The sequence below is a fragment of the Neorhizobium sp. AL 9.2.2 genome, from assembly GCF_013317225.1.
GTDB classification, from domain to species: Bacteria; Pseudomonadota; Alphaproteobacteria; order Rhizobiales; family Rhizobiaceae; genus Neorhizobium; species Neorhizobium soli.
This window is the reverse complement of record NZ_JAALXU010000001.1, coordinates 839,710-865,506: the sequence shown is the minus strand read 5'-3', so window position 1 is coordinate 865,506 and position 25,797 is coordinate 839,710. Positions and strand designations below refer to the sequence as shown.

Here is a 25,797-nt window from a genome sequence, read left to right as displayed (position 1 = left end):
CTTACCGAAAGTGGGAAATGACGCGTTTAAAAAGCGAGGAACCGACGTTCGTCGATGGCTCCGGCTTTGGCGGGATCATCCGGCTCAATGAGGGATGATCGAACGCACTTCCTGTCGGCCCCTTACTCATAGGCGCGACCTGAAGCGGAAACGCTTCAATGAGTGCATCTTCATCAAGCGTCTTCGGGAACCAGACGCTGTCGATCGCGCGGATCAACTCACCCCAGTCCGTAGGCTTGGAACGGGGCTGATACCAGACATCCAAAGCCGTTTGACCGAGCCCCCTGTAGAGATCGTTGAAACGCAGATCGATCACATCCGGCTCAGAAAAATCGATTTTTCCAAGCCCAGCACGGGACGCCCGCGGGGAGAAATACAGACAGGGAATACCGTAAGATTCGGCGAAAACCATGCCGTGCAAGCTGGTCGACACGATACGCTTGCAGGACAGAATATCGTCGAGGCGCTCGCGAAGCGCGGCTGTGGTGGGAGCGGTTACGGTATTGATCAGCTTGACGGATGTCTCGTCCGCCCCGGACAACCGATAGCGAAGATACTCGCTCTTCGGCGTAGCGACGTAGTTGCGGTCAGCGAGTTCTGAAAGGTGCAGGATGACACCCAGTTCAAAGCGCTTTTCCTTCGGCGCCTCGTGAAAGCGCGGCAGCAGCCACAGCGGATCTCCGTAGATAGCCGGGCCGGCCTGATCGAGTCCGAAGACCTCGCGCGTGAAGGGGCCCCGCGTCGCATAGGTCGTTATGGTCGTATCCTGCGGGCGAGAATAAGGAACCTTTTCCTTCGGTGCGTCGTGTGGGTTGAGATGGGGAGACGTACCAGTACCCCAGAAGGAGACATCGCCTCCCCTGAACATGTGACCTATCGTTCCGACGGCTGCCAGGCGCGTCTCACGGGATTTCGCAGCGACGTGTTTTACAGGCAGCCCCGATAGAAACGATACGATGACCGGCGACAGGGCGTCACCGAGATTGAAATAAGACTGTTTGGCCGATTGCCCCACCCAAGACAGAGGAATGGTGCCGGTCGAGGCCACAACCTCCTTCAAACTGTTTGACATCTCGTCCCATTCTCGTGTTGGAAATATACGTCTAGGTCTTGCGCCAGAGTGGCGCAATCGGTCTTATCACTAGGCCTTAAAGCAAAACGCCACCGTTTTTCAATCGCCCCGCTGCCGTCACGTGCATAAACATTGCGGCACCAATCTGACAAGAGTATCAGAAGAGCCAGATGTTCAAGCTGCAGATGCCACCAGTTCCGATCGAAACCAGCCAGGTACTGTTCGATCTCTCACGGTTGTTGCGCAGCCGTAACAGGGCGTTTGCAACCGGTGTCGATCGCATCGATCTGGAGATCGCGCTCGATCTTGCGGCTCGGTTTAAAACGTCATGTTATTTTCTCTATGCCGGAGCAGCTGGCGTAACTATCTTGCGCCACGAGACTGGAATGTCCTTGCTTCGCGCCCTCGACGCGCGGTGGAACGGTAAGCAAAGCCCTAACGAACGCGCTCGAAGTACCCAGTCGTACACAGCCGAGATTGCATATGGGTCGGTCACGAGACGTGACCGGAGAACGGTTGTCACCTCCGACACGACCTATGTCGTTGCATCGCATTCGGGACTTGGAAAAATTAAGGGGGGGATCGGTCGACTCGATCCCCTGAAGGCGATGAAGAGGGTCATCTACATTCATGACATCATCCCTTTGGAGATGCCGGAGTATCAGCGTCCGGAAACTCGCCCGGCTTTCGAAAATTATCTGGGCGAGTTAATGGATGCGCCGGTGACCATAGCATCGAACTCGCACGACACCGATACGCGCTTTCGCCAACTGGCCGGGACAAAGGGGTGGACGGTCGAGAGGTTTATCGTCCTTAAACCGGCGCTGGTCCCAACCACCGCTGCGCGGCTTCCGATCCGCACCGAAATCGAGACCTTTATCTCTCGCCAACGTTCATTTTTTACCGTCATCGGTACGATTGAACCGCGAAAAAACCATCTTTTGCTTCTGAACCTATGGCGGCAGATGCTGGAGCAGCAAGAAGACGCGCCGCATCTCTGCATCATCGGTAAAAGAGGCTGGGAGAACGAGAACGTCTTGGATATGCTGGACAGGTGCGTGGCGATCAAAGGTAGCGTCACCGAATTCGGCGACCTTTCGGATGGAGAAGTGCAAGCCGTGATGAAAGCATCGACTGCGCTGCTGTTTCCGTCCTTTGTCGAAGGTCTTGGCATCCCACTTCTGGAAGCTGCAGCCCTTGATCTGCCCTGCATCGTTTCCGATATTCCCGTTTTCCGCGAGATCGCTCCGACAGGTACGGTGTTTCTTGATCCGCTCGATGGTCCAGGTTGGAAGCGCGAAATCATTTCGCGGTCGCTCCCTCCTGCCCACGACATAACGAGACAGGTCGGATAGATGTCAGTCGTTTTTGAAAACGTCTACAAAACATTGAAGCAGAAAAACAAGAAAACGAAAGTTTTCGAAGCTGCCGATGTGACGTTCAGCCCCGACAGGATCACCGGCATCCTGTCGCCCAGCGGCGCCGGCAAAACCACGGCGACCGATCTCACCACCGGTAAACTGCGGCCAGATTTCGGGCGCGTCAAACGCAGTTCGTTGGTTTCCTTTCCCGTCGGTGGTGGCGGTGTGTTCAACAATCTTCTCACGGGCCGCGAAAACCTTGCGTTCCTCTGCCGGGTCTTCGGGTTCGACCCGCGCCCGATCATCCAGTTCGTTGTCGATTTCGCCGATCTTGGTAAGACGATTGACAAGTCGTTCAAGCTCTACAGCAGGGACGAGCGTACCAAGTTCATCTTTGCCTCCAGTTACGCCATCCCCTTCGACACCTATGTGGTGGACGACTCGCTGATTGGTGGGCGCGGACCGTTTCGCGATCAGTGCACGAGCCTTGTCAGAGAAAGAATGGAGACGTCCGGCTTCATCATCTACACCTCCTCTCCGACGGTCATTCGCAAATATTGCAACGAGTTTTACGTCATAGACAGAATGAGTATCCAGCAGACAGATACTGCCGATGAAGCGATCGCTCTACTCGGTGAAGCGACGTTGCGCGATGGAGACGGGACTAGCGAAGACGCCACTGGAGGTGAAATCCAGTTGGTCAATCCAGGATAGCCTTGAGGAGATCAGTGATGCGCCGGGCTCAGCGGTTGCAAATTTTGGCTCGATCCCGCAATTAGGGTCGACGACAACAACTCGGGCTACAAACGTCTCCGATACGTGCAAAACAGCGAAAGTCCAGCAAGAGACATCATGACCAACAGACGCATTATGATTGACGGCTACAACCTTGCTCTGGAAAGAGGCACGGGAGTTGCCACGTATTCGCGCAATCTTAGCCTGGAACTGTCGAAGCTCGGACACAAGATTGATCTGCTCTACGGCCTGCGGACGTCAACCGGTACGAACCCTCTGCTTAACGAAGTAAACTTCTTCGATCCGGTGACGAAATCGCCGAAGACCATGGACGTGGCAAAAACGCTCCTTCGATCACCGATGGGATTGAAGGCTCGCGAAGTACCCATCACCGGCAAGGTCATTGCGAGGCACCCGACGAGGATATTGCCCCCGTACGACCGCATCTTCAACTACCAGCACCTCTTCACCGTCGCTCGTTGGCATTTCAAGGTCTACGGCAAGTTCATGGAGACCTCGTATGAGCGCCCCGCTGAAATTGCCCACTGGACTTACCCGCTTCCCATCCGCCTGAAGCACGCCCAGAACATCTACACTATCCACGATCTGGTCCCGCTGCGCCTTCCCTACACAACACTCGACAACAAGAAGGAATATTTCCGCGTTGCGCGCGATATCGCCCGTGACGCCGATCATATCGTGACGGTATCCGAAGCGTCCAAGCGCGATATTGTCGATCTTCTTGGCGTACCCGAGGAGAAGGTTACGAACACCTATCAATCGGTCAGCTTGCCGAGTGCAATTCTGGAGCGGCCATTCGACGAAGTGGCGACAGAAGTCGAAGCGATCTTTGGTCTCGAACCCAAGAAATATTTCCTGTTCTTTGGTGCGATTGAACCGAAGAAGAATGTTGGCAGGATTATCGAAGCCTATCTCGCGAGTCAGTCAAGATATCCGCTGGTCGTGGTAGGGCAGTTGACGTGGAAGGATGCCAACGATCTGCGTCTCCTCGGCGTCTCCGGACAAAGCGGCGGTAAAAAGACCGTCGATCCGTCGATCAGCGCTGTTTCACGAGCCCAGCAGATTATCCGTCTAGAATATCTGCCGCTCAACATGCTCGCCTCGATCATAAGGTGCGCGCGCACCGTCGTGTTTCCTTCGCTTTACGAGGGTTTCGGCCTGCCTATCCTCGAGGCGATGCAGCTTGGCACAGGCGTGATTACAGGGACGGAAGGATCGAACCCGGAAGTATCGGGCGACAGCGCCTATCTCGTCGACCCATATGACGTCGGGGCGATCGCACGGGCGATCCGTGACATGCAGAACGATGACGACATGGTTGCGCATTACGAGGCAGCGGGGCGAGAACGCGCCAAGCTGTTTTCGCCAGAGCGCTACTCAGAACGACTAACTGAGCTTTACAAGAAGCTAAAATGAGCCGCATATTCAAAATAACCGAGGCTATAGGCCTAAGGAAAAGGGGATTGGACATCAGCGAAATTGCCTCAAATGCTGAGCCGCCCCGCAACGACGACCTGCTCGGACAGGCTCGCGATCTCGCAGCGCAGGCTCCCGATGCGCCGTCCTCTGCACTTCTGCTGGAACTTTGCGCGGCTATTGAAGCAGGTCCGCGCGACATTGCGGAGATTAGACGAGAGATTTTTCGAGATGCCGTGAAGGGCATCGCCAACGTCATTCGTAACGGACAGCTGCCCGCGGAACTACCTTTAGCTAAAATGGTACCCGGCGGATACGGTTCACCCGAATTGCTGGCTCAGGAGATCGAAAAAGCGAACGCGACCAAGCCGATCACTATTGGCGAATTACGAAGCATTCGCGGAAAGGTGAAGGCGGCTGAGGAAGCAAGCGAGGCCATCGACGATCTTGCCAAGCGCATCTACTATGCCAAGATCTTCGACACGAACCCCTCGACCGAAGATATCCTGCCGCCGGGCTCGCCGTCTCGGTCGCTAGACCTGATGTCCATGATCATTCAGAGAGTGCTCCCGAATGGCTGGTGGACATTGGGTAGCAACGGCGAAAACCTCAGTGACCCTTCGGTCGCGAAGGTTGGCACTTGGGCTGGTGACGAACCGAAGCCTGAGTCGGCTCCTACCCCTGCCCTGGCTTTGCTGAGTGCGTTTATCCTCACCCTCATCGAGACGGCAAAGAAAGACGCCTGATGTTTCAACGCACCCGCCGCCGTAGCAGTGGGTGCGTTACGCCGTGCGATCACGCACGTTTTTTCGCAACGCGGTTGATCTCCTTGACGTCATGCTGGAAAATCAGGTTGTTTAAGACCGGATGTTCCCAAATGGTCGTTCCGGCCGCGGGTATGATCGGGTCATAGTCAACCGGGAAGGCGTCGATGAGCGCCTGTTCATCGAGGCGCCTCAGTTGCCATGCCTCGTCAATGGACTTCGTCAAGTCATGCCAGTCTGTCTGCTCGCCATGCGGCTGCGTATAAACCGGCAGACTGGAAAGACCCAGACCGCGGTAAAGATCGACAATGCGAAGGTCGAGGACCTCGTCCGAGTGCAGATCTCGCACACCCAGGCCGCTCTCTGCGCCGGTCGACGGAAAATGGAGGCAGGGTATGCCGTAGCTTTCCGCAAACACCATTCCATGAAGGCTTGTGGAGACGATGCGCTCACATGCTAGGATCTCGTCGATCTTGCCGCGTATGCCCTGGATGTCGATCGCACTCACGGTATTGATGATGCGGATGTCGTCCCGCATTTCTAGGGGGATCTGATAACGGAGAAGCTCGGCCCGCAAATGCGCCTCCGGATCGCGATCGGAGAGCTCCGAAAGGTGAACGATCACCCCAAGCTTCCACTTCTTCTCGACTGTCGGATTGTAGAAACGTGGTAGCAACCATACAGGATCGCCGTAGACCCCGACAGTTCCCTCTCCGCGGCCGGTCAAAATGCTTTCGGACACGGGGCCGCGCGTGGCAGTCACCGTAAAGCTGGAATCGGGCGTGATCTCAAACTCGCGGCGCTCCGCCGCGGGCGCAGAAGGATTTGTCCATCTCGAAGATCCGGTGCCCCAGAAAAACACCTCACCCCCGGAAAAGCCGTGGCCGATGGTCCCGACGCAACCCATCCGAAGCGCTTGGGTTTTCGTTGGAAGGCGCTGTACATCTTGACCGGACATGAGAGCGACCATGACGGGACTCAGCGCGTCACCGATGTTGAGGTAGTCCATTGCCATTGTGGAACCAGCCCACGCGAGCGGCACATAGCCGCTCGTACGGGCGAACTGGGCAAGCGCATTTGTCTTCATAGATACCTACTAATTAGGAGATTGCATGCCCTTGGGTGCAATCGTTGTTACCAGCCCGAACCATCGCCAACGGCCTATGCTCTTTGCCGGTCAGCCTGGACAGGCGTTGCCCTTACATTACTGTGACGTGGCTTGGAAAGCCTAGCAGCGCGGCGCTCCGTCTGCCTCAGCCGCCGTCGCTCTTCGCGCTCCCCGATCGTTGTTATCCATTTGTCCATTGACCTTGCAAGAGCGGCGTCCTCTTTTGCCTGCTGCCGATGCGCGACCGCAAGCGTCCTGATGGCGAGCAAGATACCTGCGATCGTCAAAAGAACGACTGCGCCGATTGTAGATATAAAGATCATCGCGATACTCATGTCGAGCATATGTGTTGCCGCAGTCGGCTATGCAACATAGCGGCCGGTATCGACTCCGTGATCAGGCCGGCACGCCACGCTGCTCAACGCCAGTAGATGTCATTGGCAAGTCCGTTGATCGATTTGATATAGTCCATCTTTGGGGCAGCCGGCGATGCATTGGTGTAGTCCTCGCATAGCGTCATGTACCACATGTGGCTTTCGCCAGAGCTCGGGTCGGTTACTAGACGGCTGTAGACGTTCGGTTCAGAAGAAACACCCGACACCTGTAAGTTGGCGTTATATCTAACAGCCGCCAATTCTGGCCTGCTGCATCGACCCGCCGAGACAAGCCTTTGTGCCAGGTCCGCAGCGGACTTCTGAGACCGCGGATGAACCCAGTCCTCACGAGCCCACTTTTCCCAGCGAGAGAGACCAAATTCCCTCGTCCAGTAAGTCTGCTCGACTTGCATTGCCTTCCCGGGTCCCTTGCCATCCTCGCCGCTACGCGAATAGTGGCTTGAGACAATTGACAACAGACGACGGTCTGACTTGTAGGTGAAATCATCAACAGCCCAGGTGGTGAGGCCGCGATTGTAGCGCGTTGCGCAGGCTACCGGCAGTTCGGAAGGCTGACCGTTGTGAAGCTTGCTTGGAAACACGCCATATCCGCTTTCGCCTCTCGCCGGAACAGTTGCCGGTGCGATCACCCATCCTCGGAAAAAGCGGCGCGACGTACCGCCGCTATCGGCGCACTGGTCCGATTCAAATGTCGACAAGGCAACGGGGCTATAGCTTCCCATCAGGAAACCATACCCTTTGTCGTACCACTGGATGGAAAGTCCATTGTCTTCGGCACCTTCGACGTCGTCAACCGATTGTGGGCCCGCGCACCCCGCCTTGAAAGTAGAGCTCGTGATGCGCGTATTTGCCCCGATGGTGACGGGTATGTTTACCTTGGTGACGGCGCCGCCGGCGCACTTGGATCTTGGTCCAGAGAAGTTCTGCAGGATATAGGTAGGCTGTTCACCAGGCTTGATGTTGCGCCGACTGCTGCAGTCCGGCGAGCCAGGGATCTTACCCATCGCAACGGAGCCATCCGACTGCGTGCACACGTCCATTGTCATGAAGTCCGAGATGGGCCCTGAGCCTTCGGCCGCCTGAAGCGCCTGTGGCGACAATGAGACGAGTGCTGCGGCAACTCCACCCAAAACGTTCGAACGGGAAAAGCAGGACCGACGCAAGGCGCCATGCGAGCGAGTATACATCATCAATCTTTCTGAGCTCCGGCGCGATTGCGGCACTGTCAGCATTCTCAATAACTAAGGCGACAATGCGGTAACGCGTCTGCTATTCTTCCGAAAGAAAAGCAGTCTCGTTCCACGAGTTTTGGATGGTTTCCCTCTCCACACTTTCCGTTCTGGTTGTCATCGGTGCAGTCGTCCTGTTTACGGTTGCCGGGATCGGCTTTCATCGGAAGGTGCAGGAACAGGAACGTCAGCGTGCCGAGTATCGTAGGCGCGCCGAGGTTAAACTGCGTGCTAACGCCCTAAAGTTGAAATGGCGGTCAATACTCAGACCCTTGGGGATGAAGGGTATTGCACTCGAACCTTATCGGACCATGAAGTCGGTTGACCACCGGCGCCGGATCAATCTGCACGCCGATCTGGATAGTGGCCCAAGGCAGTAGGATTGATTTGCAAGCACGGTTTCACTTCAAGAAAACCCGGCAGTCTACAAGAGGGTGATAACCGAAACTGTTGAATTGACTCAACCAAATTGCGATGTTGTGTCGACCTCCGATTGGCATGCAATGTTCTGGGATGGATGACGTTAATGAGTTTGCACCAGGCTGCACTCACGGAAATGACTGCTCGTGCCGATCGTTTGCGTGACAATAGACAATGGCTGGCTGCGGCCACGCTCTATGGCGAAGCGCTCGAACACGGCACACCATCGGCGGAAGGCTGGGTCCAGTACGCGCACATGCTAAAGGAGGCAGAGCTGTTCGAGGCGGCGATCCGAGCCTACGAGTTCGCCATCCACTGCGACGGAACTTACCCCGATGCCCGCCTCCACCTTGCTCATCTTTTCAAGCGCCTAGGTCAGTTGGCCAACGCACTTGCTACCTTTGAAGCCCTAAGCGCCCTGCCGCTGTCACCACCTGTCGAGCAGGAGATCGCTGGCCTGCGCGTTTCTCTAATGCAGGCAGGACCGAATGCGCCGACTGACCTCGGTACACGGAATGAGGGCATGGAGACCGCTACGTGCCTTGCTGGTTTTTCCAGGCTGCAAGGCCGTGAGGAGATCCGGATTGCGGAGATCAATGAGCTCAACGGCCAACGGGATGGGGAAGCCACGCCGTTCGGTTTGTCCATGGTTGAGATACTGAGGCTCGCGAAGGAACGGTCCTTGCAGGCTCGCCTCAATCCGAAGGCTCACCTCGTCATCCGCGACAACAAGTTCGTCGCGACAACGAAAGAACCGCAGTTTTCGGTCGTCGTGGAAGGTGAGCAACTTCGTCCCGGCTGGTTTTCGATCGAGCTTGAGGTGTCGGGAACGGCGATGGTTTTTACCCCGGTTCTGTACGTCGAACATCGTGCGGAATGGTCGAGATTTTCTACATTCAACCTGCGACCCCAGGGCAATGGAAAGTTTCGTGCAGTCGGCTTGCTTGAAGACGCGGTGTTACGCCTTCGTCTCGATCCAGCGAGCACCGAAGGAAGCTTTGTTGTCAACGCATTCTCGCTTCGACAGATTGGTATGGCAAGCAGCTTTAGGCATGCTCGCAGGATAGACCGTGATGCGGCGCGCGCTGCTTTGACGGACCTCAGGACACACCGCTCCTCAAACCGGTTCGCCCACGATCTGGCAAAAATACTGTCTTATCCCGGACGCGACGCCTACGAAACCTGGATCGCCAAGCACGATACCGTAAGCGATGAGGACCTCGCGCGGTTCAGGCGGGCGGTCGATCGCTGGCGAACACGCCCGATGATCTCGGCCGTCGTTTCAATCAGTTCAGAGACGGCCGAGCGCGGAGAAGAGACACTCAGATCGCTGAAGCGCCAGATCTACGAGAACTGGCAACTGCATGTCGTTTTGGCTCGAGATGTTCCGCAAGTTAGCCAAGATGCGATCACGAGCCTTCAAGAGAACGACACAAGGTTTATCACTACCTTTGCCGAAGAGGATAAGACCGCGCAGTCCCTACTCAATGCTTGCGACGGGCGCTTTGTAATTTTCCTGTCGGCAGGAGACATACTGGCCCCAATCGCGCTCTATAAGCTTGTCGAGCACCATATCGCCAAGCCCATGTCGAAGCTAATCTACAGCGATGAAGACGCAATCGAGAACCAGCGTCGGCATTCTCCGCTTTTCAAGCCGGACTGGGATCCGGATTATTTCTATGCAACGAACTATGTGGGACGATCGGTTGCGTTCGAGACCGGTCTTGCACAAAGTTGCTGCCCTTCTTTCGGCAACCTCGCGAACCTCGATACGCAAGAGCTCGTGCTGCGAGCGGCCGAAGTGCTGTCCCCGGACGAGATCACGCATATTCCGCGTGTGCTCTACCACCGAGGAAGTCCAGCAAAGACGAGTGGCAGTCCCTTGCTGCCCTATCCAATGACGGAGGCCCGGCGTCAGGCGGTTGAGGACAGTCTCCGTAGGCATGGCCGACGAGCAAACACTTCAACCCTGCCTGGAAATCTTTGCCGGGTCATCTGGCCAGTTCCCGATCCTGCGCCGATGGTGACGTTGATTATTCCCACGCGCGACTACGCCGGTTTGCTGCGAGCCTGCATCGACTCCATTTTGGACCACACCGACTATCCCGCTTTCGAGATCGTCATCGTGGACAATGGTAGTGTGGAACAAGAGACCCTTGCTTACTTCGATACTCTGCGCAGCAGACACAACATTCGCATCCTAGCGGCGCCGGGGCCATTCAATTTCTCCAGACTCAACAACCGCGCCGTCGAAAACGCACAGGGCAGCATGCTCGCCCTGATCAATAACGATATCATTGTGACTGATGGCGGCTGGCTTCGAGAAATGGTTTCTCAAGCCAGCCGTCCTGAAATCGGCGCTGTCGGAGCCAAGCTTCTCTACGACACTGGACACATCCAGCATGCGGGCATCATCTGTGGTATCGGTCTGGTGGCCGCGCATCCCCACAAGTTTCGCGGTGGCGATGATCCAGGCTACATGGGACGGATTGCGGCGACCCAATCGCTGTCCGCTGTCACCGCGGCCTGCTTGATGGTCGAAAAAGCGAAGTATTGCCAGGTAGGCGGCATGGATGAGGACAACTTGAAAGTGGCTTTCAACGACGTCGATCTGTGCCTTAAGCTCGACGCGGCTGGCTACCGCAATCTCTACACTCCTCACGCTACGCTCATTCATCTTGAAAGCATCAGCCGTGGCCTCGATACATCGTCAGAAAAGGCAGAGCGCTATCGCGCCGAAGCGGCTTTCATGCTGGCAAAGTGGGGCGACAAGGTCAGACGCGATCGGTTCTACAACGTGAACCTCACTGCGGAACGAGAGGATTTTTCATATAGAGACTGATAAGCGGAGAGAAGTCGAGCCTGCTACTGCTGCAGAGGAAGTACGGTTGCTTGTATCTCCCGATCTCCGGAACTTCGCTCGTCAACTGCTGAGCATCATCCTCGGGCTGTGAATGTAGTGCGCAGGAGGAGGCTCGAAGTCTGCACCCATGCTCATCCGCATACCGAATGCCATTGCTGCGAAGAACCGCCTTTCCAAAATGCTGCAAGCGCGCCCTAGCGAAAGTTGACCTGCGTCAATTGAGGGGGAAACTACGGAGCGTCTGGGAGCAACCTCTTAAGGCTGCACTCATATCTTCTTCATCAACGCAAGAAGAGAGGGCATCATGAGTGTAGCCAAGCTCCAGTACGGGGACCGTTTCGGTGACGACGTAAAGAAAATCTCGCGCACGGCGTTGTCCGCCTCAAGTTCTAGCGATGCTGCGCTCCCATCAGCGAAATACACACGCTGGTTTCATGGCGAAGCGGGCGAGCCGGAACCGATGGCAACCTCAGCCAAAAAGTTTCGACGGCTCGCCGCAGACATGGTTCTTTCAGAAGTCATCGCTGTCACGAAGGAGAACCTGTCGATCCTCGGCGACGATGCCAATCACCTCTTCGCCTCTTCGCTTCCGACAGGGCACCGGATGCGCAAGGCAATTCGTGCGTCGATTCTGCAGTCTGTCCCGCATCTTGGAGCCTGCAAGTTCGGGGAAGTCGTAACCGAGCACGGCCCCAACGCCATCGCCGTCACGCAGATGTTCATCGCGAATTTCGACGGCGAGATCAACACGTCCGCAGGCGGCACAGATCTTTACAAGCCGCGAAGCCAGGACTTCGACCAGATGTTCTTCGGCCTCCACGTACTCCTCGACCGCAATGGCAATTTTCTAGGCTTCAATCACCGGCTCGGCGAAAATGGTCTTGCCTTCCAGACCAAGAATATCTCCACTGCCCTCTACAATGTCGCATCGACAAGTACCGGATTGTCGCTTGAGGCTCTCCGGGAAAGAGCTGCCATCAATCGGGTTGTAAACCGGTAACCGAGAGCGTTTCCCAGCGAGAGTAAATCATCCTGCCGGCGCAGGATTTCGGACAGGCAAGGCGAAGGGCATATCTGTGGGTACGTCAAAGCCGATCGACTTTGATCCTGGCGAAAGGCTGCCCGGCCCATCGGGTTGGCTGGATCGGGAGGCCTGAGCGCCCGGCCGACTTGACCGTCGAATGTGGCTACGACGGGCGCCGACCGGGCAACCATCTGCAATCGTTCGAGGCAGCAGAATGCTTCAATCTTGCCAGGAAACGCTCTAGGGGTTCTCTCTTTCCCTATGACCAATCTGCGTGGCGACGAGCTTTGCCACCAAGTGCACGAGGTTCTTGGCTTCGAACCGACCCTTCAGCTTGTCGATGCGATGCTCGATCGTCCTTGGCGAGAGGTGAAGGTCTTCGGCGATTTCCTTGGTCGTCTGCCCCTCGATCAGCAGCTGGATGATGTTGTCATCCGTCATGTCGGTCTTTGCTTCTTTCGACGGCGGAATAAAGAACCGCCCTTCGACCAGACTGATACACCAGTTCGGCCTTCCCTCGCACTTTTGAGGAAGCAGCAGTCGCTCGTAGCCGATCCTGACCCCGAGAACCTTCGTTCTGACAAGCTCAAGCGTCGGGCGCCCGACCTGCAGACAGCGGGAATAGGTTGGGATGATGGCCTCATCGACGAAGCCTCGATCGAGATCTCGAAGGTTGGCATCGGGAAATTGCAGCCTCAATTGACCAAGCAAATGGCTCTTGAACCCAAAGTCCCTCACCCGCCGAAACCGCCAGTCATACGGGTCTTCGTCTCCCGTTGCGACAACGGACAGCGCCATCTTGATGGAGAGGCTGGAGACGAAGCTAGAATACACGCTTTCCGGGTCTGCCATCTCGCCCGACCGCAGCCAAACATCGATAAGGCTTTGAGAGATTGTATTGAATGAACTCATTAATGCGACACAAGAACCAATTTCTTCCTGTTCGCATATGCAACTCTCAAGGGTTTCAAAAGAATTACATTCGTCTAAAATAAACTACGTCGTCAGTTATGGAAAACACGGGAGACCACAGGATCTGAGGACCATATGCGGCCAGGCGCTTCTCGGTCACTTGTTGGAGGGTTTGCACGAAACGTGCGTAGCACGGGAGCCCGGATTCCGGGCACGCCTTTCGCTCAACCTTGAGCTCTCGGGTCGGGAGGCCGCAGGGCCTCTCCGAACCGATGCATCTTTCGTCCGAAGAACGAACGTTGAAAGATCTTCTGTAAAGCAGTTCACTGACAAGCGCCGTGTGTGTCGCCTCGCTAGTCTCCGGCGCGCCCCAGTTGCCGCGGCGCGCCGAGTAATTTTCAGTTCTACCAGCTTACCACCGCATTGGCGGCCGTGAGCTTGCTTCGCAGTATCTTGGTATCGACTTTGCCGACATCGCCCTTGACTGCAAGCGCTGCTGCCGCGCCCGCAGCCTGCCCGAGCACCATGTAGGTCGGCTCGACGCGCACGGAGGTGTAGGCAACGTGGCTAGTCGACAATGCGACTGGAACGAGCAGGTTCTTTACCTGGGTCGCCTTCGGCAACATGGCGCGGTAAGGGATTTCATAGGGGCCGCCAGATGAAACGCTCTTGCGCGTGTCGTCGACTACAACCCCATTGAGCACGGTGCGCAGCATGCCGTGCTGGTCCATGGAATAGTATCCCAACCCGATCGAATCCGTGAATTTCGTCTTGTTGAGGATGTTGTTCTCCGTCAGCACGAACTGACCCACGAGCCGACGGGTCTGACGGACGTAAACCTGATAGGGAAAGTTGCCGTTATCGACGAACTCGTCGGCGCAGTATCCGTACTTTGCGGTTTCGTCACGAACATGCTGCGGCACGCGCGGATCAGTCCGGCCGAAATAGAAATAGCCCTGGATATAGGAACGTATCTTCTTCCTGATTTGGTCGCGCTGGGCTTCCGTCCCATTGGCGTAAGCGGCACCGAGGTGGAAGACGTTTGTCGAGAACCAGCGGTTCGAGTTGACGTCGTATTTGTCCAACACCGTCTTGCCGTTACCGATGAAGTAGCGACTAGAGGGTCCTTGTCCCGACTTCACCAGCTCGTTGATAAAACGGGAAAGCCCCTCGTACTGCGTGGGATCGTAATCCGCAGGGCGCGAGAACGGCACCTGCTTGGAGCTATTGTCTGTTATGCAGATGCGATAGTTGTAGGCCATCAGATTGGTATCGGCCGATCCAACCGGTTTTTGCTTTTCGTTGATCACACCCGGGACCAGGCCGCTGGAGGGATTGCCGGGAACGACGTAGGGATCGATCGTGATCGGGGTGCCGTCGTCGAGTTCCGGTTTTGCAAGCAATTGGGCGCCGGCATCCTTCTCCGCATATTGCGTGCGACTTTCGCGCCCGAGCACTGTGCTGACGCGCGCCTTAAACATCAAGTCGCCTTCATAACTGGCGTCGATAAACACGCTTCCGCAGAAATTGCGGCCGGACGTCATGGTAATTCGCTTGATAAAGGTCGTCTTTACAGTGCTGAGGATGCGCTGGCCATAAACGACGTTGACCTTGGCACTTGCCAGAAGCGCCTTGAACGTCGCTTCAGCCCATTTTGATTCGAAGTATGTGCCTTCCGGCCCTGTCTGATTGTAGTGTTTAGCAGATCGGGCAAAAAACTCTTGAGCGATGCCGCCATAGACAATCCTCGCGCCCTGCCGCGGCGAGGCATCCGTCTTATTCAGGCCGCTCGACATCATGCCGCCAACATGCTGCGTCGGCTCCAGCAGGATGACGGATTTCTTCATTCGCCCCGCCTGGATCGCTGCCGCTATGCCGGCTGGCGTACCACCATAGACGACGATATCGGCGGTCGCGCATTCCACCGCGAGTGTCTCCCGCGGCATCAAGCTGCCGAGGAGTACGAGTATCGATAAGGTGAGCTTAGTTTCCGCTTTCATGCCTGTTCCCGTCCCCATGTCGCACTCGGCCTTCCTCCAGCCCGTGCCTTGCCCATATACCCTGGCGATCGACCTTTGCGCTCAACTCGGCCACCAGATAATTCTTCACCACCGGCCGCCCGTCGTCTCCGAGTGCAGCAAAGCCGTAGCCGCCGGCAATCAGCGCCATGCCCAGATCGAATTTATCGTCGCCCAACTCAACGACGCAAACGACTGGCACGACACCGACATCGATAGCCTTATCGACTGCCCGGCATGTGACGCCGGCAGTCGAAAACAATGCGGCAAGCCGCGCGGTGGCAAGCACGCGGCACTCTGCCGTCCGCCCGACGTCACCGGTCAATGCCCTGCCCTGCTCGCAGGGGCCGACGCCGTAAAGCTCGAATGTTCTGCCGCCTTCGACCCAACGGTGGCCGTCAAGAATGTGCGAAGGGCGCATTGTCAAGATAGCGCTGGGGGATGCGGCTTCGTTCGCCGCGGCAAGGGTGGCGGGAAAAAGACTGACCAGCGTCACGACGAACGGCAATCCAGATCGCATACCCCTGCCTGCATCGTGTTTTGCCGGGAATAATCGGCTTGATTCTACACCCAGTCTATACAGGAATAGTCGAGCAAAATTCAACTGTTGATAGTACAAGACTTCTGTTGACGGTGGTCGCGCTCGCTCAATAATTAGGAAGCGATATTCAGGGCGGGTGAGTTGCGGTGAAATCAAGCATGGTAGCGGTTGTCGCCGCCTTGAGCTTCTGGCCTCTAGAAAGCAGCGCCCGCGATGCGCGTTTGGCTTATGCTTCGCCTCAGACTTCCGGCAAGATTGAAGACCGAATTCGTCTTGCCTTCCTGCCGGAGGCAAATGCCGGCACGCAAGCGCATGTTATCAACTCGACCATCGAGTTGCCGGCAACTGTCGCTGAGCGCTGTGCTGCTGTGGATCCACAGCAAGTCAGCCTGATCGTTCGCAGCCTTGCTGCCGCCGAGGGCCTTGATCCAGATCTCGTCGATGCCGTTGCATGGGTGGAAAGCGGCTACGGTGCCAATTCCGGCCCCTCCTCCAGCGGCGCTCTCGGTATCATGCAGTTGATGCCGGCGACCGCAAAGGACCTTGGCCTTGTGGATCGCTGCAATGTCGAGCAAAATGTGCGCGCCGGCGTCCGGTACATGAAGCAGCTCTATACCGAATTCAAAGATCCGCTGCTGATGCTGGCGGCTTATAATGCCGGGCCGGCGAAGGTTCATGAAAAGAAGGGTATCCCCCTCTACCGGGAGACAAGCGACTATATTGTTCGCGTGCTCAACCGCTGGAAATATTCGACCATGGTCGGGCAGCACGACCAGTCTATAGCCCAGGTCAAGCAGGTTCAGGAGCCCGCTAAGGACGAGGGTGACAGCAATAAAGCCGAGGTGGGCTGGAAGGACGGGCATGTCATTGAATTGCAGTAAGGCGCTCAGATCCGCCGTCGTGATTGGTCTGGTAGCCGCGATGCTTCCAACCCTTGCCTACGCGCAGGACGCCGCCCCGATCCAGGGAGCGCTGGATTGGCTGGTGTCTCTCCTGCAGGGCGCGATCGCCCGTTCCGTCGCCATCATCGCCGTCTGCTTTCTGGGCTTCCTCGCCATGACTGGTCGTCTGGTCTGGGGCTTGGCCGGATCGATCATCATCGGCATCGCGCTCGTCTTCGGCGCGACGACGTTGGTCGATTCGCTGCGCTACGCGGTTCGCTAGCCCATGGAGGACGATCTCCCAGCCGTCGAGCCGGTGAGCCTTGCCTTCACGAGGCCGCCGACGAAATGGGGCGTCCGCTATGAAATCTTCGCGCTGAACGGCATGATCGCGGTTGTGATTTTCATCGCCACCAGCAGCTTTCTCCTGCCCATCGTGCTTGCCTTCGTCATCCATCTGATGGCGATGTATCTCTGTCAGCGCGACCCATTCATCTTCCACATCCTCGAACGCCTGCTCGGCATGCGGCGCGCCATCCGGAACGCATCGTTTTGGGGCGGGCGGAGCTATTCGCCGTGAGCCTCAACGACAGTCTGAAGTTCGGGCGGCAGCGCCGCTATGAGATGGGAGTGAGGGAGCACATTCCCTATCTCAGGCATGTCAATGACCATGTCGTCTCGACAAAACTGGGATTTCTGGTCTCTGTCATAAAGCTGGAAGGACTGCCGTTCCAGACCATGGATCAGGCCGAGCTCAATGCCCGGATGCGCAACCGCAATAACAGCTTCCGGCTTCTCGGGTCGTCGCGCTTCTCACTCTACACCACCGTTATTCGTCGCAAGAGTGCGGTTGCAATCGACGATGATTTCGACATGCCTTTCGCGGCCGAGCTCAATCGTCGCTATCGGGAGCATCTCAGCCAGAAAAACCTTTTCGTCAACGATATCTACCTGACGATCGTGCGCCGCCATATGCTGGGCAAGATCGGCTGGGTTGACCGTGCTTTGTCCGCCTTCAGCCATGGCGCAGGCGAGAGCGAAAGCCGCACTGAGGCGCTGCGCGAGCTGGAAGAAGCAACGCTCGCCATGGTGCAGGACTTCGCCCCCTATGGCGCAAGGCGGCTCGGGGTCGCCGAACGGCGGGGCTCGGTGTTTTCGGAGCCGGCGGAATTTTTCGCCAAGATCGTCTCCGGCGGCGATCCGGTGGAAATGCCCCTTCCCCGCATGAGCCTAGCCGAGGCAATCCCGACCGCCCAGCTCCTGTTCGGGCGCAATGCGCTCGAAATCCGCGGCAGCGGGGAGATGCAGTCGAAGGTGGGCGCCATGGTGTCGATGAAGGAATACCCACCCTTCACGGCGCCGGGCGGGACGGACGGGCTGCTGCGCCTGCCCTACGAATTCATCCTGACACAGTCGTTTGCCGTCGAAGACCGGGCTGCCGCCATGCAGATCATGCGCCGCGTCGGGAATCAGGTTGCCACCTCCGACGTCGGCGGCACGCAGATGGAAGCCTCCGTGCATCAGGGACTGGACAAGCTGGCACAGGGCGAGGTCGTGTTCGGCTATCACCACATGTCAATTTGCGTCTTCGAAAGCTCGGTGTCGCGACTGAACCGCGCCGTCTCCGACGTGCAGTCCGAACTGTCGCGGATGAGCGTCGTGCCGGTGCGCGAAAGCCTCAACATGGAGCCGGCATTCTGGGCGCAGCTTCCAGGCAACTTTAGCTATATTGCCCGCCGAGGGTTGATCTCGTCGGCGAATTTCGCAGGGCTTTTCTCCGGCCACAACTTTCCAAGCGGCGAGACGCAAGGCCTGCACTGGAAAAAGCCGATCGCGATCGTCGAAACCGCCAACCAAACTGCATATAATTTCAGCTTCCACGTCAACGATAGCGGCAACTTCACCATTGTCGGGCCGACCGGCTCGGGCAAGACGGCGGCGATGGCCTTCCTGATGGCGCAGTCGATGCGCATCCGCCCGCGGCCGCGTTGCATCTATTTCGACAAGGACCGCGGCGCTGATATCTTTATCCGTGCGCTCGGCGGCCACTACGAGGTGCTGGAGCCCGGCACGCCCACGGGCTTTGCGCCGCTGCAGATCGACGACACGCCCGCCAACCGGGCGTTTGCGAACACGCTTCTATCCTATCTTTTGAATCCAACTGAAGGCGCGCTGTCGGCCTCGGAAAAGATCGTGATCGCCGATGCCGTGGGACTGCTCTTTGAGTTTCCTCGCGAGCGCCGCAGCCTGAAGATGCTGACGGAAGTGCTGCGTGGTAGATTGCAGCCGGGTGAAAACGATCTGGCGCGACGTCTCGAACCCTGGCTCGACCCGGCAAACAAGGGATGGCTGTTCAACAATCCCGTCGATCGCCTGGATTTTTCTTCCCAGGTCATCGGCTTCGACATGACCAGCGTGCTGGATGACCCGGAGACGCGCACCGCAGCGCTGATGTATCTCTTCCACCGCATCGAGGGAGTGCTGGACGGCACGCCGACGATGATCTTCCTCGACGAAGGCTGGAAGCTTCTCGACGACGCCGTGTTCCCGGCCTTCCTGCGCGATCTCCTGAAGACGATCCGCAAGAAGAACGGTATTGTCGGTTTCGGCACCCAGTCTGCGGCCGATATTGTCGAATCGAGCATTTCGTCGGCGATCATCGAGCAGACCACATCCAACATCTTCCTGCCGAACGCCAAGGCGAGTGCGGCCGTCTATCGCGATCACTTCCTGCTGTCGGCGAAGGAGTTCGATTTCATCAAGACGGCACCGCCGGAAAGCCGGGCGATGCTGGTGAAGCGCGCCAACGATTCCGTCGTCGTCAAGCTCGACCTTTCCTCGATGCCAGACCTGATGAAAGTCCTGTCCGGCCGCATCGAGACCGTGCGCGAATGCGAAGAACTGCGAGCCCGCTACGGCGACGATCCCGCCCAGTGGCTTTCGCGCTTCACTGAATACGATGTGTAGATATGGTCAAACAAATGTGGATAACTGCGAAGGCAATCAGAGATTTAATGACGGGCGGCATGCCGACATAGGCTATGGTCGGCGAGTATCTCCTCGAGAAATCCGCCAGGTCGTCATGAGAGCGTGCGTGTTATCTTTTCTGCTGTCGGCATCCGCTGCCAATGCCGCGGGGATGGCTGTACTGGATATCGAGAACTTGGCAGTCGCCCAGCAGAACGCGCGGCAGACTCGCGAAATCCTTGAAAACGACAAGGAACTGAACGCCAAGACTGACCAGATCGCAAAAGCGCTGACGGGATCGCGCGACGGCTCGCTCTCGCTGCCGCCCGATGGGCTCGGCCGTGGGGTCGCGATCGCTGGCGCGCCCTCCTTGGGGCAGTTTGTTCAGGAAGACCGGATGAACCTCGGTCGCATCAGCCCAGAAGCACGCCGCGCTGCGGCCTTCATGATCAACGGCCTGATGCTGGCTGTGACGCTTCAGCAGCAGGCGCGCATCGATGGCCGCACTGACGCCGTCAACCAAGTTCACAGAACCAGGGTTAGAGGAAGCGTTCTACTGGCAGCCCTTGGCGAGCAGGCCTCGCGCAATGCCGCGGTTCGCGAGCAACGGATATCGGGCGCCGCCATCGCCGTCGGTCGCTCCGAGGACATCAAGGGCGCGGTGGACGAGAACACCCGCGTGGGACTGGAAACGACGCGTGCGGTCAACGAACTGATCGCCATGCAGGCTGTGGTTCTTTCCACGACAAGCAACGAGCTTGCCTCGGAGGCAAGCCGCTCGACAGAGGTCAAAAAGCTCCTCCAATACCGGGACGTCAATCCGTTCCGCACAATCGGCAGGGGCAGCAGCAATGGCAACTAGATTAGGCGCCCTTTTTGCCTTGGCCATTCTATCATCGGCCTGCAGCAGCACTGACCGGCAGATCAAGGCTCCCTGCGGGCCGCTCACCAGTTTCGTCGAGGCATCGCATTGCGGCGAGCCGCAGCCTGTCAACCCGTTTACCCAGATCATGGTAGAGTAGCCGCATGGAACAGGCCGTGTCGTCTGCCGCCTCCGACCTGCTTCTCAGCGTCGATGTTCTGGGAACGACCTTCATCCGTGAGGTCTACCAGTCGCTTGGCCGCGTGCTGCAGCCGATCTTCTTCACGATGCTGATCCTTTACGTGATCTGGTGGGGCTTCTCGTTAATGACCGGGCGCTCCTCGCTGTCGCCGATCGAGGCGATGGAGCGACTGCTGCGCGCCGTCGTCATCTACTGGCTGGCGACAAGCTGGGGCGCCTTCTCCGGCACCATCTATGTGGCGATCCAATCGATTCCCGATGTCGTGGGCTCGCGCATTATGGCGGGTATTGCGCTCGCCACCGGCCGGCCGGCCTACACCGACGTGTTGCATGCACTCGACATGGTCTATGCGGCCTCGATCCGGATCGCCGGCCAGATCTATATTGGCAGCGTCATGGACGGTCTTGCCGGCCTGCTTTCGGCGCTGGTGATTGTGTTCTCCGTCGCCTTTCTCGGTATCGCGATCGCCTCCGTCTTCGCCGCTAAGTTCTTTTTGCAGATTATCGTTGCGATGGGGCCGCTGTGGATCGTGCTCGCCCTTTTCAAATACTCGTCGCGTTATACGGACGGATTCAGGACGATCGTCGTCCGGCTTCTGATCCAACAGGTTCTGATCTTCGCCTTTCTCGGGTTCTATAGCAGCATCATCGCGCTCTCGATCGGCGCCATGGAAATTCCGGCCTCCGCAGACGTCACACTCGGCATATCGCACATCATGCCGTTGCTTCTGGCCGAGGCGGTCGGATGCTATCTGCTGTTACAGGTTCCCGGTATCGCGCGTACTGTCGCCAGCGGAACGGTGATGGTAGCGAGCCGCTATGCGGTCGGCACGGTCAACCCGATCAACTCGCTCTTTCGCACCGGCACCCAGCGCGTGACCATGCTGGCCGGCCAGACCGACGATGCCATGCGAAACATCCAGAGGGAAACGGCGCGCAACGCGACCGTTCGGCTCTGATGGAAAAGCAGAAGGAGATGGTCGACAAGCGTTACTACCAGCAGGGCGCAACATGGGAAGACGAGATCCACCGCAACCTGCGCCGATCGCGCACGCTCGCCTGGATCGTTGCGTTCGTCTCGCTGGCGATCGCGCTCCTGTCGGTTTCCACACTCGTCCTGATCCTGCCGCTCAGGCAGTACGAACCCTATGTGGTCGAGGTCGACAAGACGACCGGATACCTCGAAATCGCGCGCGCCCTGACGCCCGGCGGGTTAGCCTCAGACGAGGCAGTGACGACGGCCAATATCGTCCGCTACATCCGCGCCCGCGAGACCTACGATCCGCATCTCCTGAAGGTAAACTTCGATCTCGCGAGCCTGTTATCGGCGGATGCGGCCGTGCAGGATCTGGTGCATGACTTCTCGCCTTCCAACCCTCGTTCGCTCGACAAGGTGAATGGCGCTGACACCACAATTTCGGTCACGGTTAAGTCCGTCTCCTTCCTCAACAACCAGACCGCCAGCGTGCGATTCTCGACGGAAAGCAGCCGCAACGGCCAGACCCGGCAGAACCACTGGGTCTCGGTCTTGAGGTTCCGCTACACCACCAAGCCGATGCGCAACGAATACCGGTTCGACAATCCGCTTGGTTTTGAGGTCGTCACCTATAGGCGCGATCAGGAAAGCGTGTCGACGACGCCCCCGGCAAGTGAGGCGAACCCGTGAGGCCGGCCGCTGCGATCTTCCTGTGCTGCGTCTGGTCGCTGCTCGCTGCTTACGCGGTAGAGGCAAAGGATCCGCGCATCCGCTACGTGACCTTCGACGACGACAACGTGACCACCGTTCAGGCGGGTCTCGGCGTTTCCACAATGATCCAGTTCGGCAGCGACGAGATCATACAGACGGTGTCGGCGGGGGACACCAAGGCATGGTCGATCGTGCCGAAAAAGGATTCGGCCATCATGTTCATCAAGCCGCTGCTGGAGCGGGCGCAAACGAACGTCAATGTCGTGACGAGCAAGCGTACCTATTCGCTGCTTCTGGCTGTATCCGACAATCCCAAGGTGATGACCGCGTTCCAGGTGCGGTTTCGCTATCCGGATGAGGAAATCGGCGCGCACATGCTGGCGCAGGCGAAGGAAAACATCTCCTCTCCCTCGCTCAAGGTCCTCAATCCCTATGGCCTGAACTACGACTACGTGTTCCGCGGAGATGCCGCGATGAAGCCACGCACGGTGTTTGACGACGGCACCAAAATGTTCCTGCAGTTCGACGGCGATATCCCGGCGGTGTTCGTCGTCGAGAGCGACGGCCGCGAATCCTTTGTCAACACGCGCACCGAGGGCAATTACATTGTTGTCGACAAGGTTGCCGCGCAGTTTACTCTCAGGGCCGGACAGCGCACGCTGTGCCTCTACAATCGCAGGGCATCGCCGTCGGCCGGGCTGTCAGCCGCAGCGCCGAGAACGGCAAGCCAGCCACGCGGGAGCGATCACTGATGAGCCGCTTCGACTATGACCATCTTGACGGCGTTAGCCTGGTTGCGGCAAAGCGCTCGAATTTCGCCCGCAATGCCGGCTTTGTCGCACTCGGGCTTTTGATGGTTGGCGGGCTGGTGCTGGTCAACTGGCCCAGCCAGCGGCTCGGCGGGATCAGCATGGTTCCGGGCGAGACTGCCGGCGACGAACGCTTCGACCCGCCGGCCTTCCCTTTGCAGCAGCAATCGCTTCCGCCCGCCGACCAACCTTTACCCCCTGCGACCGTGACTGTACCCGAGGAACCCGCGCCGGAGACGATTGTCGAAGAAGCGCCCCCGAGCGATGGCTCCGATCAGGCCGATGCAATCCGTGACCGCGAGGAAATGGAACGGCAGATGCGCGAGGAAGAAGCCGCAAGACAGGCGCAGGAAGAGGAAACTGCCCGGCAGGCTGCGCGCGATGCCATGCAGGAACGTTTACAGTCCGACCAAATGATCACCATTGAGGCCGACGGCGGCGGTCAGGACGGCGATACCGTGGCAACCGATGCCGACAACCAAGTCGTGCAGGTGCCCGGCTCCGACAGCGATCCGAACAAGGCCTTTCTCGCGCAGTCAGAGCAGAACCGGATTACGCCGGCCATCGCCTCAAGAAACGCGCGGCCGGACGCGCTGATCGCGCAGGGAACCCTGATCCGCGGTTTTCTGGAAACCGCCATCAACAGCGATCTGCCAGGCATGGTCCGCGCCGTCGTGCGCGAAAACGTCTATTCGCTGGATGGCCGTCGCATTCTCGTCCCAAAAGGCTCGCGGCTCGTCGGCGAATATAAGTCTGGCCTATCTCGGGGTCAGAAGCGCGTCTTCGTGGTCTGGAACCGCATCGTGGTGAGCGACGGCACGCAAGTCGACATCGCCTCGCCCGGCGCAGACAATATCGGTCAGGCTGGTCTTACCGGCAAAGTCGATACGCATTGGGCCGAGCGCGTCGGTTCCGCAATGTTCTTCTCCATCCTCGGCAGCGGTGCGCAGATTGGCACCGCCCTAGCGCTCGACAACGGCAACGAAACTCCACGCACCATCACCTCCACGGACCCGGCGACCGGCATCACCACCACCACCACGCTCGATTCGTCCGGCAATGGGCGTGACGGCGTGATGTCGGCGGTTACCCAAGGGACCAGCGGCTTCACACAGCTTGCGACCGAATCGGCGCAGAACTCGGAAAACATTCCGCCCACCATCCATGTCGATCAAGGCGCTGATGTCACCATCTTCGTTCGCCGCGACCTCGATTTCTCGAAGCTTTATGGCGATCCGCTGCAGGAAGAGCTTCGCAGGATACGCAAGGGGATCGCCGTACCGCGGGGTTCTGCTTCGTCCTCAACAGGATGGTATCCGCCGCCCCCAGTATACAAATGACGATCCCCGCAAGCAGGCACGACGCGCATCATTCGCTGTGGCAGGATTTTCCGGTCCTTCATCGGGCGCTTTCCCCTGTGCTCCGCTATCTCGAAGACCCTGAAGTCGGCGAGATCGCCGTCAACCGACCGGGCGAAGCCTTCGTCGAACGGTTGAAGACTGGCGCAATGGAGCGGATCGACGACCCGCGCCTGACGCAGCGGTGGTTGATCACGGTCGCGACGCTTGTTGCCAGCGCCACGCGGCAGGTCGTCAATGAGGAGCGGCCCCTTCTCAGCGCGTCGCTGCCAAGCGGCGAGCGCGTGCAATGCGTTCTGCCGCCTGCAGCCCCCGATGGCGGCGCACTGTCGATCCGCAAGCATGTCGTGCGCGACCTGACGCTCGAAGACTACGCCAACGCTGGCGCCCTGCGGAACACGCGCATGAGTGCACGGCTTGAACTTTCAGCGCCAGAATTGCGACTCGTCGACGCAATCGAGCGTAACGATGCAATGGGCTTTCTGTCGCAGGCGGTCCGTGGCCGACTGTCGATGCTCATCTCCGGCGGCACCGCATCGGGCAAGACCAGTCTGCTCAACACTCTGATGAAGCTGATAGACGACGAGCGGATCGTGACGATCGAGGACGTGCGCGAACTCGTCACACATGCACCGAACACTCTTTCGCTCATGACCTCCAAGGGCGGCCAGAGCGCCTCGCTAATTACACCGCAAGACCTGCTGGAAGCCTCGCTGCGCATGCGGCCCGACAGGATCATGCTGGGCGAGTTGCGCGGCAGCGAGGCCTACACCTTCATTCAGGCCGTCAACACCGGCCATCCGGGCTCTATGGCAACGATCCATGCGAATTCGGCAGCCTCGGCCTATGAACGGCTGGTCTTCATGGTGCACCAGTCCCATCCGGGCCTGTCGCATGACGCGATCCTCAAATATCTCGAGGAGGCGATCCCGGTCGTCGTCCACGTCGCCCGCGACCGCCAAAATGGCGGCTTTGCTGTCGACGAGGTGCTTTTCGCAAAGGCTGCCCGCGCCTGACGCAACGGTTGTTGTGATCGTCACACCGGGATGATGCGACAAAATTGAGTTGTCTTGCGTCGTTATAGCGGACACGGGAGGCTGGTGGATTTGAGCACCATAGTTATACCATGCCACTCGCCTTCTCGTCAGGGAGC

General features: G+C 58.1%; 24 protein-coding genes. 18 read left to right on the top strand and 6 right to left on the bottom strand.

What is annotated here, in order from left to right:
• Position 1 precedes the first annotated feature (1 nt).
• The gene (locus G6K99_RS04080) at positions 2-1,072 is read right to left on the bottom strand and encodes a polysaccharide pyruvyl transferase family protein (RefSeq protein WP_062453571.1); all 1,071 of its coding nucleotides are present in this window, start codon (positions 1,070-1,072) and stop codon (positions 2-4) included.
• Between the two features lie 170 nt (positions 1,073-1,242).
• On the opposite strand from G6K99_RS04080, the gene G6K99_RS04075 reads away from it, so the two are divergent.
• The 4 genes from G6K99_RS04075 to G6K99_RS04060 all read left to right on the top strand — a co-directional run bounded on the left by G6K99_RS04075 (position 1,243) and on the right by G6K99_RS04060 (position 5,351).
• A complete protein-coding gene (locus G6K99_RS04075) occupies positions 1,243-2,427 on the top strand; it encodes a glycosyltransferase family 1 protein (RefSeq protein WP_062453572.1) in 1,185 nt (394 codons plus the stop codon).
• A complete protein-coding gene (locus G6K99_RS04070; RefSeq protein WP_062453573.1) occupies positions 2,428-3,147 on the top strand; it encodes a hypothetical protein in 720 nt (239 codons plus the stop codon). It begins immediately after the preceding gene.
• Between the two features lie 138 nt (positions 3,148-3,285).
• Positions 3,286-4,605, top strand: coding sequence for a glycosyltransferase family 1 protein (locus G6K99_RS04065; protein WP_244476065.1), 1,320 nt, complete (start codon positions 3,286-3,288; stop codon positions 4,603-4,605).
• 47 nt (positions 4,606-4,652) lie between these two features.
• Entirely contained in the window at positions 4,653-5,351 is a 699-nt protein-coding gene (locus tag G6K99_RS04060; RefSeq protein WP_156466389.1) for a hypothetical protein, read from the top strand.
• A 49-nt stretch (positions 5,352-5,400) separates the two neighbouring features.
• Here the strand turns inward: G6K99_RS04060 and G6K99_RS04055 are convergent, their stop codons facing one another.
• Both G6K99_RS04055 and G6K99_RS04050 read right to left on the bottom strand, forming a co-directional pair.
• Complete coding sequence (locus G6K99_RS04055; RefSeq protein ID WP_244631352.1) at positions 5,401-6,456, bottom strand: polysaccharide pyruvyl transferase family protein; 1,056 nt, start codon at positions 6,454-6,456, stop codon at positions 5,401-5,403.
• A 439-nt stretch (positions 6,457-6,895) separates the two neighbouring features.
• Positions 6,896-8,062 carry a hypothetical protein gene (locus tag G6K99_RS04050; protein ID WP_174195787.1) on the bottom strand — a complete coding sequence of 389 codons (1,167 nt, stop codon included), beginning with the start codon at positions 8,060-8,062 and terminating at the stop codon, positions 6,896-6,898.
• Between the two features lie 122 nt (positions 8,063-8,184).
• Here G6K99_RS04050 and G6K99_RS04045 point away from each other — a divergent pair, with 122 nt between their 5' ends.
• The 3 genes from G6K99_RS04045 (at position 8,185) to G6K99_RS04035 (ending at position 12,384) form a co-directional block, all read left to right on the top strand.
• A complete protein-coding gene (locus tag G6K99_RS04045) occupies positions 8,185-8,481 on the top strand; it encodes a hypothetical protein (RefSeq protein ID WP_113109633.1) in 297 nt (98 codons plus the stop codon).
• 146 nt (positions 8,482-8,627) lie between these two features.
• Entirely contained in the window at positions 8,628-11,363 is a 2,736-nt protein-coding gene (locus G6K99_RS04040; RefSeq protein ID WP_174195786.1) for a glycosyltransferase family 2 protein, read from the top strand.
• Positions 11,364-11,844: 481 nt separating this feature from the next.
• On the top strand, positions 11,845-12,384 hold the full coding sequence (locus G6K99_RS04035) for a DUF6656 family protein (RefSeq protein ID WP_062453579.1): 540 nt from the start codon (positions 11,845-11,847) through the stop codon (positions 12,382-12,384).
• Positions 12,385-12,648: 264 nt separating this feature from the next.
• Here the strand turns inward: G6K99_RS04035 and G6K99_RS23475 are convergent, their stop codons facing one another.
• The 3 genes from G6K99_RS23475 to G6K99_RS04020 form a co-directional block, all read right to left on the bottom strand.
• A complete protein-coding gene (locus tag G6K99_RS23475; RefSeq protein ID WP_174195785.1) occupies positions 12,649-13,242 on the bottom strand; it encodes a helix-turn-helix transcriptional regulator in 594 nt (197 codons plus the stop codon).
• 482 nt (positions 13,243-13,724) lie between these two features.
• Positions 13,725-15,320, bottom strand: a complete 1,596-nt coding sequence (locus G6K99_RS04025; protein ID WP_174195784.1) for an FAD-dependent oxidoreductase — start codon at positions 15,318-15,320, stop codon at positions 13,725-13,727.
• A complete protein-coding gene (locus G6K99_RS04020; protein ID WP_174195783.1) occupies positions 15,304-15,858 on the bottom strand; it encodes a hypothetical protein in 555 nt (184 codons plus the stop codon). Before G6K99_RS04020 ends, G6K99_RS04025 begins: the two co-directional genes overlap by 17 nt.
• 179 nt (positions 15,859-16,037) lie before the next feature.
• Here G6K99_RS04020 and G6K99_RS04015 point away from each other — a divergent pair, with 179 nt between their 5' ends.
• From G6K99_RS04015 to virB11, 11 genes are all read left to right on the top strand, one after another.
• Complete coding sequence (locus tag G6K99_RS04015) at positions 16,038-16,760, top strand: lytic transglycosylase domain-containing protein (protein WP_174195782.1); 723 nt, start codon at positions 16,038-16,040, stop codon at positions 16,758-16,760.
• Positions 16,761-16,800: 40 nt separating this feature from the next.
• Positions 16,801-17,043: a TrbC/VirB2 family protein gene (locus tag G6K99_RS04010; protein WP_062453584.1), complete on the top strand. Its 243-nt coding sequence runs from the start codon at positions 16,801-16,803 to the stop codon at positions 17,041-17,043.
• A 3-nt stretch (positions 17,044-17,046) separates the two neighbouring features.
• The gene (locus tag G6K99_RS04005) at positions 17,047-17,340 is read left to right on the top strand and encodes a type IV secretion system protein VirB3 (protein ID WP_062453585.1); all 294 of its coding nucleotides are present in this window, start codon (positions 17,047-17,049) and stop codon (positions 17,338-17,340) included.
• Positions 17,337-19,727, top strand: a complete 2,391-nt coding sequence (locus G6K99_RS04000) for a VirB4 family type IV secretion/conjugal transfer ATPase (RefSeq protein WP_174195781.1) — start codon at positions 17,337-17,339, stop codon at positions 19,725-19,727. The genes G6K99_RS04005 and G6K99_RS04000 overlap by 4 nt, the downstream gene beginning before the upstream one ends.
• Before the next feature lie 127 nt (positions 19,728-19,854).
• Positions 19,855-20,589: a hypothetical protein gene (locus G6K99_RS03995; RefSeq protein ID WP_174195780.1), complete on the top strand. Its 735-nt coding sequence runs from the start codon at positions 19,855-19,857 to the stop codon at positions 20,587-20,589.
• Positions 20,579-20,749, top strand: coding sequence for a hypothetical protein (locus tag G6K99_RS03990; RefSeq protein ID WP_156466393.1), 171 nt, complete (start codon positions 20,579-20,581; stop codon positions 20,747-20,749). The genes G6K99_RS03995 and G6K99_RS03990 overlap by 11 nt, the downstream gene beginning before the upstream one ends.
• A gap of 4 nt (positions 20,750-20,753) precedes the next feature.
• Positions 20,754-21,749: a type IV secretion system protein gene (locus tag G6K99_RS03985; protein ID WP_174195779.1), complete on the top strand. Its 996-nt coding sequence runs from the start codon at positions 20,754-20,756 to the stop codon at positions 21,747-21,749.
• Positions 21,749-22,456, top strand: coding sequence for a virB8 family protein (locus G6K99_RS03980; protein ID WP_174195778.1), 708 nt, complete (start codon positions 21,749-21,751; stop codon positions 22,454-22,456). Before G6K99_RS03985 ends, G6K99_RS03980 begins: the two co-directional genes overlap by 1 nt.
• On the top strand, positions 22,453-23,229 hold the full coding sequence (locus tag G6K99_RS03975; protein ID WP_174195777.1) for a TrbG/VirB9 family P-type conjugative transfer protein: 777 nt from the start codon (positions 22,453-22,455) through the stop codon (positions 23,227-23,229). The genes G6K99_RS03980 and G6K99_RS03975 overlap by 4 nt, the downstream gene beginning before the upstream one ends.
• A complete protein-coding gene (gene virB10, locus G6K99_RS03970) occupies positions 23,229-24,626 on the top strand; it encodes a type IV secretion system protein VirB10 (protein ID WP_174195776.1) in 1,398 nt (465 codons plus the stop codon). The genes G6K99_RS03975 and virB10 overlap by 1 nt, the downstream gene beginning before the upstream one ends.
• The gene (virB11, locus tag G6K99_RS03965; protein ID WP_174195775.1) at positions 24,623-25,660 is read left to right on the top strand and encodes a P-type DNA transfer ATPase VirB11; all 1,038 of its coding nucleotides are present in this window, start codon (positions 24,623-24,625) and stop codon (positions 25,658-25,660) included. Before virB10 ends, virB11 begins: the two co-directional genes overlap by 4 nt.
• Positions 25,661-25,797: the final 137 nt, after the last annotated feature.